The following is a 13406-nucleotide window of genomic DNA, read 5'->3' as shown; positions in this document are numbered from 1 at the left end:
TGAACACCCCTCCGTGCTCAGCGAGCGAGGGCGACGGTGATGGGCTGGGCGCCGAGTTCCATGACCGGCTGCGCAGGATGGTCCGGAAGGCGAGGGCTGTGAGGCCGAGCCCGCGGAGGGGATCAGCGGCGCGCAGTCGGCATGGGCCGCCCCGACGGTGCCAGCCGCTCACGCGGCTGCGTCAGCGGGGAGAGGGCGCTGTGCCACAGACGGCACATCGTGACCGACACCCTCGGCCCTCGTCATTGCTTGCCGGCGGGACTCTGGCCAGGTGCAGCGCCCCGACGTAGCGGTAAGCGGTGATCATTCGCCGACGGTGAGGGCCTGGCAAGCGCGGCCAGGCGGCCCTCCCACTCAGGCCGCAGTTGTAGATCGTCTTGCTGGAGGCGCCCAGGACTTGGCGATCGGGGTGACAGTGTTCCCGGGCGGGCCGAGTTGGGTTCGGCGCTGTTCAGCTCCGCCTGTCAGGGGAGGCTGCTTCCCACCGGATGACGTGGAATACCGCCGCATGCTCGACCAGATCTACAGAGGAGACAAAGATGTGGTTCCACGGATCGCCCGGCTCTACAAGGTCATTCGAAACCCCATTGAATCACCTACTGTATTCGCGTAACTGCGCGTAGAGACATAAAAGGGGGATTGGACCTGTGCGGGGACATGCCAGCGAAGGAACTCCCTGTGAGCACCATCCCGGGGCAGCGGGCGGAGGTCCTGCATCCGCTGACGCGGCAAGGCGGCGAACCCGTCGGCTCTTGCTATTCGCACGCTGGTCTTTGGTTGGGTTCTGGGTGCTGCTCGCAGTTGTCGGCGGAAGGGACCTACTGCTCGATGGTGCGTTCGAGGCCCGCCTCAGAGGTGGGTTCCTCGTGGCACTCGCGGTACCAGTGGTTTCCGGAATCCTAGGAGGATTTGCCGCCAACGGCCGCCTACGCAGAGCGTTCGCCATGCTGGCGGAGATCGCCACACTCCTGGTTATCCTGTGGCTTGGATATCGAATCGGTGACTCCTGGGCGTGGCAGGGCCGTCTCGTCCTGTCATACCTCGTCGTACTGATCGCGGCGCTGGCGAACACGGTGCTGTTCTGGTCGGACTTGGCGATCACAATGCATCGAATTCCGGTTCTGAAGGCTCGGATTCTTGCACTCGGTCACCCTGCCGACTCCTCACGCGCAACCCTGATCGGTGCTGGTATCGCTGCAGTTAGCGCTATCGTCGCGGCGAGCCTGGCCGTTCCTCAGTTCTGGTACTCCGCGCATTATCAGCCTTCCACGACTGTGCCACTCATCAACGTCACGAACTCCATCGAAAATATTCGTGAACGCGGGAAAAAATTGGAGATCACTGCCTCGGTCACGCTGAGAAATTCCGGGAAGACCAGCGTCCGCGTCCTTGCATCCATGTACGAGATCACCGGTACCAAGGTGACAGAAGCCAATCCAGGAAGAGGCTTGGACGAAGGTCGATGGAAGAAAGCGTTGAAGCAGAACTACGGTCCTGCTGCTCGTTACAACAGCTATGCAGGGTTCGAGAAACCAGTTCTCATCCAATTCGGCCCTGTCGCTATGGATACCGCGTGGCTCGAGCCCCAGGAGACCACACGCGCCACCGTCGTTGCATTCGCTCCGAAGGGGGCGTTCGACCTGCTCCGTGTGACGACCGATGTCGCCGCTGGTCGAGCGGATCGCCTCCCAATCGAAGACGATCGACGCACATTCATCGAACACGACGCGCGCACACCCTTCGGCGCCAGCGGCGAAAAGGGATGCGGCGGGGCCAAAGGATTGGAGACGAGATGGGACATGCGCCGAACCAGTTGGTTGGAGATCCTGACGACCAGCGAGCAGGAGGTAATGACTGTGTGGGGGGTCACTGAAGGCGAGGACTCTCCGTGGTGGCCGTCCGATCCGTGGATCGACGTCCAGCTTCAGCGGCGCGGTAAACCGTGTGAGCACATCTTCGACGATGATCATGGCTTGGAGGACCAGGCCATGGTCGGATGGTCCGGCGCTGTCGCTGATGCAGCGCCCCCGGGAAAATGACCGCGCGCCGCAGTCATCTTGATGCTGGGCAGGCAGATCGATCGCATGAGAGCGGCGGCGAACAGCCGGTGTTCTTCTGGTGATACGGCAGCCTCTTGTCGGACGTACGGCTGGGCGGCCGGGCGATTTCGGGCATGGCGTGGCGGGGTGCAGGCAGACGGGGCGATCGAGGCCCTCAAAGCGGTGTGGGCCTTTGAGGTGAAGCCGAGCACGGCTGGGTGCTGGACGCTGCCGCGCCGTCGACGCAGCGCAGTGTGCGGGTTCTGGCAGGGAAGGGGCTGGTGGAGACGGCCGGCCGGGAGATGGGTACGGAGCTGTCGGCGTGGGAGGGCCGGGCGGTGCGCCTGACGGCCGCCGGGAACGACCTGCTCGCCTACGCAGGCGTCCGGCTGGCCCCGACCCCGTGCGTGTCGGAGCCGGGACAGCAGCTGGTGGAGCTTGCTTGCGCCGTCGCAGATGGCGGCGCTGCGGCTGTTCGTGGGCCTGGCCGCCCAGTTGAAGTCGCCTCCGGAGTCAGGGCTTTCCGGGCAGGTCCGCGCCGCCGTGCACGACCGTGGTGCGAGGCGGTGGCGGCTGGGCTGGGGGACAGGTCCCAGGAGTCCGCTGTGTGTGGGGGCCCCTATCTCCTTGGTTAAGGTGGATGGGTGCTGCTTCAGGGCGTCTGGAACGATGTGCCCCGTGGATGTTGATGACCAGACGGTGGCAGTGGGCGGGGACGGACCGGAGTGGACGGGTGTGGTGAGCCAGCGCCTCCGTTGCTGCGTCTGTGGTGGGCCGACTGATGGCTCTGAGGACTACGTGCTCGTCGAACTGACGGCACAATTCGCTGACACTCGGCAATGGCTGGGCGCGCATGCGGAGCACCTGAACTCCGTCCTCGCAGAGGGGTTCTCCGTGGAGGTTCACAAGATGTAGGGGTTCCCCTTCCCAGACGGGACTGGTTGCTTCCAGCCCGCTCCGGGTGTCTGGGGTTCGTAGAAGGTTCCGTCGCGGAGCATGGCGAAGAGGACGTCGGCCCGGCGGCGGGCGAGGCAGAGCAGGGCTTGGATGTGGTGCTTCCCTTGGGTGATCTTCTTGTCGTAGTAGGCCCGCGATGCCGGGTCGCTGAGGGCGGCGAACGCGGAGAGGAAGAAGGCCCTCTTGAGCTGCTCGTTTCCGTGTGTCCTGAGCGTGAGAAGGAGTTGGTTGTAGGGCAGCTCCGATCACGGTGCTGTGTGAAAGATGAAGGTTTGGCCCTTCGGAGTCGCCCTGCGGGGGGAGGCTTCAAACCCCCTCATGCTGCGTTAGCTAATGACTGTCGTGGTGAGCGATGAGGAAAAGGCGTCGTAAGAGGCGTCAGGTGGGGATCGGGAAGACGAACGCAAGTGAATCGCTGCTGACGTGTCGAAAAGCAGACAGACGACATCGAAACCGGGGTGTGGAAACGACCCCGGGACGAGCCTGGCGGGTTCCCGCTTATTGGCCAGGTGGTGTCCGGCATGGAGGCGACGTGAGCCCGGTCTGCGGCTTTCGCATGGAACAGGAGAAGGCAGGTCCAGCACTGCTGCCGTACTGCGGCAGCGAGAGGGAGCGCCCCAAGCGGCAGACACCGTGAGGGGTCGAGTACCGATGCGGTACCTGCTGGCGGACCGGCTCATAGTAGTGACGAAGCCCCTGTAACGGGGGTGGAGCGAAGGGGCCGGGTCGTTCGTGACTGAGTTGATCACATCAACCGGACGACGTCTGGGAGGAGTGCGATGAGCCAGTTGAAGTCATCGACCAAGCCGTTTGATATCTCGAAGTGGGAAGTCAAAGAAGCGTGGGAGGAAGTCAAGGCCAATAGAGGTGCGCCCGGAGTGGATGGGCAGAGCATCGATGACTTCGAGAAGGACCTGAAGGGAAATCTGTACAAGGTCTGGAATCGCATGTCGTCGGGCTCGTACTTCCCTCCTCCGGTGCGGGCGGTGGCCATTCCGAAGCCGCACGGTGGTGGCACAAGAATGCTCGGCATTCCCGCTGTCGCCGACCGGGTGGCTCAGACCGTCGTAGCCCGGCATCTGATGCGAAGGGTGGAGCCCATTTTCCATCCAAACAGCTACGGATATCGGCCGGGACGGTCTGCCTTGGACGCGGTGGGGAAGTGCCGGGAGCGTAGCTGGCGGCGGGACTGGGTGGTCGAGTTCGACATCGCCAAGTTCTTCGACAGCGTGCCCTGGGACCTGCTGGTCAAGGCGGTGGCCGCGCACACCGACGCCGTCTGGGTGAACTTGTATGTGCGGAGGTGGCTTGCCGCCCCGCTCGTCATGCCCGACGGCTCCCAGATTGAGCGGGAGCGCGGAACGCCCCAAGGGGCGCCGGTCTCTCCCGTTCTGGCGAATCTGTTCCTGCACTACGCGTTCGACATGTGGATGGAACGGGAGTTCCCGTCCGTCTCGTTCGAGCGCTACGCGGATGACGCGGTACTGCACTGCGTCACCGAGCGAGAGGCCCGCCAGGTGCTGGCCGCGCTCACGGACCGGATGGTCGAGGTCGGGCTGCGTCTACACCCGGACAAGACCCGGATCGTCTACTGCAAGGACGGCAACCGCCGGCGCTCCTTCGAGTGCACGGCCTTCACCTTCCTTGGGTATACGTTTCGCGCCCGCAAGAACCGGAATCGGCACGGGAAGCTGTTCCTGTCGTTCGAGCCGGGGATCAGCAGGGAGGCCCTGACGAGGATCGGCCGGGAGGTGCGGTCCTGGCGACTGCACCGACGCGCCGAGCTGACCTTCAGCGAGCTCGCCCGCAGGATGAATCCTGTGATCGGGGGCTGGATCAACTACTACGGCCGATTCCGGCCCTGGGAGTTGGACCGCTTCTTGGCGCGCGTCAACACCTACTTGGTGCGATGGATCCGCAACAAGTACAAGCGGCTCGCGGCCCAGAAGAAGGCGTACTCGAAGATGCAGGAGATCGCCCAGCGATACCCCCGCATGTTCGTGCACTGGCGTCTCACCACGGCGGCCGCAGAGATCTGATGATCAGAACGACAAGAGCCGTGTAACGGGAGACCGTTACGCACGGTTCTGTGAGAGCCGAGGGGTGAGATCCCCCTCGGCTACTCGACTCGCCTGGATGGCTGTTCGCCGCGGATCGACGAGCCTGAACTGCGGGGCGCGGGGTCGCGGGGGCGAGGCCGGCGCAGGCGGCGACGTGGGCGGCGGTGGGGAAGGTGCTGCCGTCGCCGACCTCGATGAGGATCCGTACTCCGGGCCTGACGCCGATTCCCGGCATGGACGTCACGACTTTGGAAAGACATCTCACAAGCCGTTCGCGACGCCAGCGCGTCTCACGGGCCTCGGTCTTGCCCAGAACTCGGTGGTTCAGGGCTGGCAAGAGGTCGCCGTGAAACGGGCTCGCACCACCAACTCCAAAGAGTGGAGGCTGAGTCCGGTGGAGGCGACCGTGACGACGCCGGGCGTCACCGCTCTACCTAGAAGGCCTCGCAGGCCGGGGCTTGTATAGGTTGTCCGCCCGGCGCCCACACGGCTGCCACCACCCGAGTCACGGGACTGGCGCCCCTCTCAGTGGAGGCCTCGTCGGCCGGGGTCCAGGAAGGCGTCACAGTCCCGCGCTCGAACAGTCCGGCAGAGCTACCAGGAGCTCAGTCGGAGCTGTTACAGAGGAATTAGGGCTTGTAGGGGTCCAGCCTGGTGGGGCGGGGCCGGTTCTCGCGGAGAGTGTCCTGCCAGTCGGCGGCGCGTGCGTAGCGCCGTACGGTGTTGAGGCCCCAGCTCAGGTGGCGGGCGATCGCCCGGCGGGAATGTCCCTGGGCGAGCAGGTTGTGGACCAGGGCGTGCGCGGCCTTCTTGCGCTGGGCCCGACAGCCGTCGAGGTCCGGGCCGGCGGGCGCCGTGGTGTCGGTGGACGCCTCGACGGCCGCTTTTGCAGGCGGATTTGAAGCATTCAGACACTTGTGATGGGCCGTGGCGCAGGTTTCCACTGCCCGGCCGATGCCCTGCCACAGATGAAACCGGTCCGCCACCTGGACGGCAGTGGGGGCACCGATTCGCGCGCCCTCCGCGTAGGCGCCCGCCCGGTCCCGGCAAATGATCTCCATGCCCGGGTGGGTGGCCAGCCAGACGGTTAGTGGACCGGAGTCGCGCGTCGGGAGCACGTCGATCACACGATGGGTTTCGCCGCAGGTCAAGACGCTGGAGTAGGTCTGCCCGCGGCGGATCGCGAAGTCGTCCACTCCCAGCACGCGGGGCGTGCGGGCTGCGGGTCGGGCAGCGCCATGACCTTGCGCAGCAAGGTCATCCGTCCTGCGCGGAAGCCGAGCTGGGCGGTCAGCCGGGTGCCGGCCCGTCCGGCGAGGGCGAGCCCGACGTGTTCCAGGGCGCGGCCGAGTCGCGAGGTGAGGCGTGCGTATGGGGTGGCCAGCCGCGGGAACGGTTCGGCGAACGTGCGGCGCGGGCAGTCGGCCGCGCCGCAGATGAAACGCCGGACCGTCAGGCGGATCACAACGCTCTGCCCGGCGAGCGGCAGATCCTTCAGTTTGCGCTGGTAGGAGCCGTGCACCCGGTTTGACGAAGCACCGCAGGCGGGACACACACCGCGCCGGTCGCCCGGCCTCTCGCCACGATGTCGACCGTGCCGAAGGCGGCGGGTCACTGCATCGACGTCCACGTCGTCGATCCCGTCGAACCACCAGCGAGTCCCAGAACACTGTGTCGGCCTGCATGACCAGCACCGTCCCCGTCCCGGCCAGTTCCGGCCGGGACGAAGACAGACCAGACGGAGCGTCATACTCGTCCCGTCACGTGGCGAGGCGTACGCGGTCTCACCCGAACCCGGGCCTTCGCAATCGATCACCGCGGTCACGCTCCGCGACCGCTCCCCAAGATCTGTGACAGAGCCCAGTTCTCACCGACATTGATCTTCGCCAACAGGGATGTGTTACTCCCGAAGATGGCGATAAACGCCTCACGGAGAAGGCGACACAGCCACCGGCCTGGCCGAGCCGACCGCCGAGTCCTGTCCGCACGGCTCCGTTGGACCCATGCCTTGAGTAGAGGTCTAGCATGAAAAGCAAGGCTTCATCTCCAGGTCCGGGCCGCAGCGGCAGGGAGGCCGGTATGGCGTTCGACGCGACTGGTTTCGAGCAGGCGGACGGCTGCCGTTACATACCGATCTCCGAGCACGGCCTGATCGGCGATCTTCGTACGACGGCCCTGGTCGGCACGAACGGCACCATCGACTGGTACTGCTGCCCTCGCTTCGATGCGCCCAGCGTCTTCGGGTCCATCCTCGACGCCGACCGGGGCGGGTCGTTCGAGTTGGCCGCCGAGGTCCCGACCCGCACCAGGCAGTTCTACTTCCCCGACACGAACGTGCTGATCACGCGCTTCTTCGCCGCGGACGGGGTGGCGGAGATCCAGGACTTCATGCCCGTGGTCGACGAGTCGCGCGAGGCGGCCCGGCACCGGCTGATCCGGCGGGTGGTCTGCGTACGCGGAACCCTCCCGTTCAGGGTGCGGATCGCCCCTCGCTTCGGCTACGGCGCCGAAGCGCACACCACGCACCTCGAAGGCCGCACGGCGGTGTTCCGCTCCCCGTCACTGACGCTCGCGTTGACCGCCACCGCACCCCTGGAGAGCGACGGCCTGGACGTGTGGTCGCACTTCAAGCTCCTTGAGGGCGAGTCCAATGTGTTCGCCCTCGACCAGATCGGCGACGACGTCCCGCTCCGGTCGTGCCCGCGCGCCGAGGCGCAGGAGCAGGCCGAGGCGACCGTCCGGTTCTGGCGCCACTGGCTGGCCGCCTCGCGCTACCACGGGCGGTGGCGGGAGATGGTGAACCGCTCCGCGCTGGTGCTGAAGCTGCTCACGTACGCGCCGACCGGTGCGATCGTCGCCGCACCGACCACCAGCCTGCCCGAGCAGATCGGCGGCGAGCGCAACTGGGACTACCGCTATGTCTGGGTCCGCGACGCCGCCTTCTGCGTCTACGCGATGCTGCGCCTGGGGTTCACCTCGGAGGCCGAGGCGTTCATGGGGTTCATCTCCGACCGGGGCATCCTGCGGGGCACGGGGGAGAGCGGTCCGTTGCAGATCATGTACGGCATCGACGGGCGCACCGAGCTGCCCGAACACGAGCTTCCGCACCTGGAGGGATACCTCGGCTCCGCACCGGTCCGGGTGGGCAACGCCGCCACCGGCCAGCTCCAGCTGGACATCTACGGTGCGCTGATCGATTCGATCTACCTCTACGACAAGTGGGGGCAGCCGATCAGCAGTGACCGCTGGGACGAGGTCGGCGCCGTGGTGGACTGGCTGTGCGAGCACTGGGACCAGCCCGACGAGGGGGTGTGGGAGACCAGGGCGGGCAGGCGGAACTTCGTGTACTCGCGGCTGATGTGCTGGGTGGCGCTGGAGCGCGCGATGCGTATGGCGAACCGCCGCGGTCTGCCGGCGGACCTGCCCCGCTGGCGGGAGTCCCGGGACGCGATCTACCGGCAAATCATGCGGCGCGGCTGGTCGGCCGAGCGAGGAGCGTTCGTCCAGGGACTGGACGACCACATGCTGGACGCCTCGCTGCTGATGATGCCGATGGCCAAATTCGTCTCGCCCTCCGACCCCAAGTGGCTCTCCACCCTGGACGCGCTCACCACGGACCTGGTCTCCGACTCGCTGGTGTACCGCTACGACTCGACCGCCAGCCCGGACGGCCTGCACGGCCCCGAGGGCACCTTCTCGATCTGCTCCTTCTGGTACGTGGAGGCGCTGGCCCGCGCAGGCCGGCTGGAGGAGGCCAGGCTCGCCTTCGAGAAGATGCTCACCTACGCCAACCACCTCGGTCTGTTCGCGGAGGAGATCGGCCCGACCGGAGAACAGCTGGGCAACTTCCCCCAGGCCTTCACCCACCTCTCGCTGATCAGCGCCGCCTTCAACCTCGACCGCGCGCTGGGCTGACACAGCATCACCGCCGGGCCGGCGGTGCCCGGCGTGTGTCAGGCAGGAGGACCCGGGTTCGGCGATGTCGCACGGGGCGGGGGTGACGTCGCAGGGGGCAGCGGCCAAGTCCATGTCCCGGACGTCGCAGGCGATCCGGCTGAGCAGGGTCCGGAAGGCCTGGCGCTCATTCTCATCGAGCGCCTCAAGGAGCCGGTCTTCGGCTTCCCGTACCTGCCACTGCAGGTCCTGGAGGGTGTTGACGCCCCGGGCGGTGGCGACGATCTTGCGCTGGCGTCGATCGGCAGGGGTGAGCCGGCGGCCTTCGAAGCCGACGACTGGGCCCGCAGCGAGGCCATGCCCTCCGAGGTGATGACGCTCTTTGAAGGCCGAATCGCCATCGCCGCAGGCACTACCCCCATCCCTGAAGTGGAGAGACCATGCAGAACGCGATCGCGACCTCGGTGAAGACGACCGCCGTCATCAACGAGGCGGCCAGCGCCGCCGACCGGGAGACCGCTGAATCCTTCGCGGACCGGCTGCGGGACCTGCTCATGCTGACCCCCGCCCCGCCCCGCTTCCACCGTGGCCGCGACCAGCACCTGCGCGCCGACCACCTCATCCGCCTCGCCCACGGACGCGCCCAGGACCAGGCGCGCCGCTGGACGGCGACGAGACCTTCGCAGCCGGCTTCACCGCCCTCTGCTGGCGCCGGTTCATCTGTCGCGAGTAGGCCACCGATGCCGCCCTGGAGTACGTGCAGAACCTCAGCCCGTGGGAGTTCTGCCAGTTCCTGGGCGAGCTGATGGTGGCCGACGCGACGACCGGCAAGGCCCAGGACCGGTTCTTCTGCGAGCTCGCCACCCGCGTCACCACCGCTGCCCGGGTCCGGTCCGCGGCCGTGCCCGCCGAGAGGCTCGCCCCAGCAGCGCGTCGAGATTCTAAGCCTGGTGGACCAGCCGCACCTGAGCAGCGGCTTCGGCACGGCGCGCCCCCGTATTCCGTGTGGATCACGTACCGTCTTGAGGCCGGAGCCTCGGAGCACACCCGGGAGGCCGCCGTCTCCGGCTACCACGGAATCGCCTGATGAACAGCGGAACCGAGCCCTCCGGCGCGCCCGTGATCACGCTACGCCGTGAGTGAGCGCAAGCCGTACCCCAGCGACCTGTCCGACGCCCGATGGGCCCTGATCGAGCCGACGTTGACGGCCTGGAGATGGGTCCGGCTCGACCGCAGACCGACCGGACAGCCGGCCAAGGTCTACTTACGGGACGTCTTCAACGCGATCCTCTATGTGCACCGCACCGGAATCCCCTGGAAATACCTTCCGCACGACTTCCCGAGCCATGGCTCCGTCTATGCCTACTACGCCGCATGGGGGGGGGACGAAGGAATCTTCGCCCAGCTCAATTATGACCGGACAGGACTGGCCCGAGTGAAGGAGGGACGCAAACCCGAGCCCACCGCCTCCGTGATCGACACCCAGAGGGTGAAGACCTCGAGCGACGTGCCCCTGACCAGCCAGGGAACGGATGCGGCCAAGAAGATCGTCGGGAGGAAACGCGGCATCCTCACCGACACGATCGGCTTCGTCCTCGCCGTGACCGCCGCCGACCTGTCGGAGAACGTTCTGGGAATGCGTCTCCTCGGCCGGGCGAAGGAGAAGTGCCCCACCCTCTCGAAGAGCTGGGCCGACACCGGCTTCAACGCCGTCGTCGAGCATGGCGCCCGCCTTGGAATCGATGTAGAAGGCGTCAACAGAAACCCGGATGCCCGCGGGTTCCACGTCGTGGAAAGGTGGTGGGTGGTCGAGCGGAGTATCAGTTGGATCATGATGCACCGCCGTCTCACCCGTGACTGCGAGCCCTCATCGCCGGCTCCGAAGCCGTGATCCATATTGCTTCGATCGATAATCTCGCCGAGCGCATGACGGACGAGATCACCCCCACCTGGCGAGGGAACTTATTAGGGTATAAAGGTCAATTTGCCTACTTCAAAGGCCCTCTCAGGTGGATGATCTTTCCGGCGGCCCCAACGTGGGTCGTGTTCGGGCACGTCTTGGGCGCCTTGGACCGGGTGCGCAGGCCCTCGACGCCTTCGGCCTGGTAGCGGCGGTATCAGGTGTAGTACGCCTGGCGGCTGATCCCGAAGTTCCGGCAGGGCATCGCGACGTTTCTGGTGACGTCTTCGACGTGGCGTATGACGGCCAGGCGTCGCTTGGCCTCACGGTCAAGCGGCGGGGCGGTGGGGGTGGACTTCGGCATGTGGATCTCCGTAGTGATCGGAGACCCAGGTGTCAATGATGATCGGCAGTTTTAGAGTAGCGCTCGGCGCCCGCCCTCAATCCGGTCATCAGGCACCCGATGTTGTGATGCGGTGGCGTGTTTCAGGGAGTGCCGCAGCTGGTGGCTCCGCCGGGGCAGGTGACGCTGTCGTTGGACGCCAAGCCCGCGATCCCCAGCGCCAGGACGATGAGAGCCAGGATGATCAAAGGTACGTGGTCTGCAGCCCAACTGCCCTGCTCGTGCGGAGGTTTCGGAGCGTTGGGCTGTGGGCTCGCATTGTCGCGTGCGGGCTCGGCGCCTGGCCCGTCGTGTCCCGCTGTCGCCATCGTGTCACCCGCCGTCGTTGTCCTTTTCATGATGGCACGGCAGTCGGGCCTCACCCGTCAAGCCCCGTGCCGTGTGGGCTCTCCGAGGAGGTGCGCCTCGTTTGGGTCCTGTCTGTGAAGGGACGGGTACGGGGTGCTCGGGCTCTACGCAGGCAGGGGAGGCCCCGAGGGCGGGGCCGTGTCGGGGCGCCGTTCACGGTGGATCCGCTCGGCTGCCCCGGGACCGACCCGGCTCAGCCGCAGATGTCGACGGATCAACGTCTGGACCCGGCCCAAAGGCCAACGCTGATCCTCGAACCCGTGCGCTACCCCCGCGAAGAAGCCAGACAAGGGACCAAGAACAGACGGAGATCGAAAAGACGGTCAACGACAGCGTGGACGTCCCATTCGTCACACGGCGGATGGGACGAGTTCCGTCGTCTGTCGGTCGCTGCCCCTGTGTGAGCGGGTTCGGCCGCACCGGTCGAGTCCTGCGGAGCCGCCCCTCCGCCGACAGCCGTGCTCTCTGAGGGCTGTGCGCCGCCTGGGGGTTTCGAGTCTTCCGGTGCGGCCGTTGTCGGGCTGGGCGTCGCAGGGGGGCGGCCGGGGCGAGAGGTCGCGGGCCGTGTCTGGCGTCTGCCCCGGACAGCGTGGTGGCCAAGGCGACGTGCGGGCCGAGAACATGGTCCGCGATCACCACCTCGGTGTGACCTTCATGGACCGGGCACACGCCACCACCGGCCCGGCCTGCATCGACGCCGCCTCTCTCGCCTCGCAGCCCATCCTCGCCGGACTCATGCCCGCAGACATCGCCCGTCCGCTCCGCGACCACACCGCCACGGCATGCAATCCCGACACGACCACCGTGTTCCTCGCCGTAGTCGCCGGCCGCTGGCACCGCGACGCCCGCAGGCCTGCGCCCCCCCGGCGCCCCAGGACTGCGCGCCTGCCAGCGCCGCGCAGCGGCAGCCGGCCGCGCGATCCTCGGCCACCGCTTGAGCTGAAGCCGCAGCTGTCTCGCTCTCGTGTCAGTGGCTGGTTGGCCCCATGTCGCCGACGCGGGCCTCTCGTGTCGGCGGAGGATCAGGCGTCGATCCGTCCGTCCGGTGTCTGGGGCTTCGATGGCTGTGGTGTGCGGCGTGTGCTGGACCAGCGCTGCCTTCTGGACTTCTTCCGGGTCTCCTTCGCCGGGCCCGGGTCTCCTTCACGGGGCGGGGGTCGCGGAGGTCGGGCGGGCTTGCGGTTCCGTCCGTGCGGGCTCCGTGAGCGCCGTCGTCTTCAGGCGGGTCGGGTCGTGCGGCGGCTGTGTGGTGGTCTCGGCCGTGAGTTCCTCCACCGCTGCGCCGTGCGGCATTCCGTACACCCCCCTGTGTGGTCGATTCGGGCGGCAGGGTGCGCAGGGGCCGCCGGTCGTGTTCCGGTCTGCGGATGGCCCGGATCGGGAGGTCCTGGCGCCGGGCGGCGGCGAGGAGCGCGACGGTTCGGCGGGTGGCGGGTGTTCGCGCGGGCGGGCGAGGGTCCCGCGCCGGCCGTCGGAGCTGCCGCGGCAGGTGGCGAGACGGGTGGCGCCTGGTCTGGATGGTTGACGTCCAGGGGGCTTCGGCGGGATGGGGACGGTTCGCGCGGCCGTCCCGCCGTGAGAGGCGGCGGCGTCCGGCCATCGTGCGGACCGCGGCTGCTCTGCGTCCCGGCCCTTGCTTCGCCTATCGATTCTCAATAGATTTCCATCGTTGCTCGATGGAGGGATGGGTTGTGGGAAAGCTGACCGTGCGTGCGCTGCGCGCCGTGCTCGTGGTGGTGCTCGCCGGCACCGTGTTCGTACAGGCATTGATGGTGTGGGTGTTGGTCAGCGGGAGCGACCCGGAG

General features: G+C 67.0%; 9 protein-coding genes and 4 pseudogenes. 6 read left to right on the top strand and 7 right to left on the bottom strand.

Annotation, left to right across the window (positions count from 1 at the left end; translation table 11 throughout):
• Positions 1-866 precede the first annotated feature (866 nt).
• Positions 867-2039 carry a hypothetical protein gene (locus ABZ725_RS51250; RefSeq protein ID WP_358809245.1) on the top strand — a complete coding sequence of 391 codons (1173 nt, stop codon included), beginning with the start codon at positions 867-869 and terminating at the stop codon, positions 2037-2039.
• A gap of 902 nt (positions 2040-2941) precedes the next feature.
• On the opposite strand, the pseudogene ABZ725_RS51245 reads toward ABZ725_RS51250, so the two are convergent.
• Positions 2942-3196: pseudogene (locus tag ABZ725_RS51245) on the bottom strand (hypothetical protein); the annotation flags it as partial.
• Between the two features lie 579 nt (positions 3197-3775).
• On the opposite strand from ABZ725_RS51245, the gene ltrA reads away from it, so the two are divergent.
• Entirely contained in the window at positions 3776-5035 is a 1260-nt protein-coding gene (gene ltrA, locus ABZ725_RS51240; protein ID WP_358809244.1) for a group II intron reverse transcriptase/maturase, read from the top strand.
• A 92-nt stretch (positions 5036-5127) separates the two neighbouring features.
• On the opposite strand, the pseudogene ABZ725_RS51235 reads toward ltrA, so the two are convergent.
• From ABZ725_RS51235 to ABZ725_RS51225, 3 genes and pseudogenes are all read right to left on the bottom strand, one after another.
• Positions 5128-5312, bottom strand: a pseudogene (locus ABZ725_RS51235) (transposase); the annotation flags it as partial.
• Positions 5313-5685: 373 nt separating this feature from the next.
• On the bottom strand, positions 5686-6252 hold the full coding sequence (locus tag ABZ725_RS51230) for a transposase (protein WP_358809243.1): 567 nt from the start codon (positions 6250-6252) through the stop codon (positions 5686-5688).
• A complete protein-coding gene (locus ABZ725_RS51225; protein ID WP_358809242.1) occupies positions 6204-6578 on the bottom strand; it encodes a transposase family protein in 375 nt (124 codons plus the stop codon). Before ABZ725_RS51225 ends, ABZ725_RS51230 begins: the two co-directional genes overlap by 49 nt.
• 557 nt (positions 6579-7135) lie before the next feature.
• On the opposite strand from ABZ725_RS51225, the gene ABZ725_RS51220 reads away from it, so the two are divergent.
• Positions 7136-8971: a glycoside hydrolase family 15 protein gene (locus tag ABZ725_RS51220; protein WP_358809241.1), complete on the top strand. Its 1836-nt coding sequence runs from the start codon at positions 7136-7138 to the stop codon at positions 8969-8971.
• Between the two features lie 391 nt (positions 8972-9362).
• On the opposite strand, the gene ABZ725_RS51215 is transcribed toward ABZ725_RS51220, so the two are convergent.
• Entirely contained in the window at positions 9363-9506 is a 144-nt protein-coding gene (locus tag ABZ725_RS51215; protein ID WP_358809240.1) for a hypothetical protein, read from the bottom strand.
• Positions 9507-9707: 201 nt separating this feature from the next.
• On the opposite strand from ABZ725_RS51215, the gene ABZ725_RS51210 reads away from it, so the two are divergent.
• A complete protein-coding gene (locus tag ABZ725_RS51210; protein WP_358809239.1) occupies positions 9708-10037 on the top strand; it encodes a hypothetical protein in 330 nt (109 codons plus the stop codon).
• Between the two features lie 48 nt (positions 10038-10085).
• A pseudogene (locus ABZ725_RS51205) lies at positions 10086-10909 on the top strand (IS5 family transposase); the annotation flags it as partial.
• Positions 10910-11067: 158 nt separating this feature from the next.
• Here ABZ725_RS51205 and ABZ725_RS51200 read toward each other — a convergent pair.
• Both ABZ725_RS51200 and ABZ725_RS51195 read right to left on the bottom strand, forming a co-directional pair.
• Positions 11068-11214: a hypothetical protein gene (locus ABZ725_RS51200; protein ID WP_358809238.1), complete on the bottom strand. Its 147-nt coding sequence runs from the start codon at positions 11212-11214 to the stop codon at positions 11068-11070.
• 1530 nt (positions 11215-12744) lie between these two features.
• Complete coding sequence (locus ABZ725_RS51195) at positions 12745-12894, bottom strand: hypothetical protein (RefSeq protein ID WP_358809237.1); 150 nt, start codon at positions 12892-12894, stop codon at positions 12745-12747.
• 398 nt (positions 12895-13292) lie between these two features.
• Between ABZ725_RS51195 and ABZ725_RS51190 the strand changes: the two are divergent.
• Positions 13293-13406, top strand: a pseudogene (locus tag ABZ725_RS51190) (DUF2975 domain-containing protein); the annotation flags it as partial.

Origin of the sequence: Streptomyces sp. NPDC006872 (assembly GCF_040635845.1) — a bacterium.
GTDB lineage: Bacteria > Actinomycetota > Actinomycetes > Streptomycetales > Streptomycetaceae > Streptomyces.
Note: the sequence above shows the minus strand (reverse complement) of the source record. Positions and strands in the feature narration are given on the sequence as shown.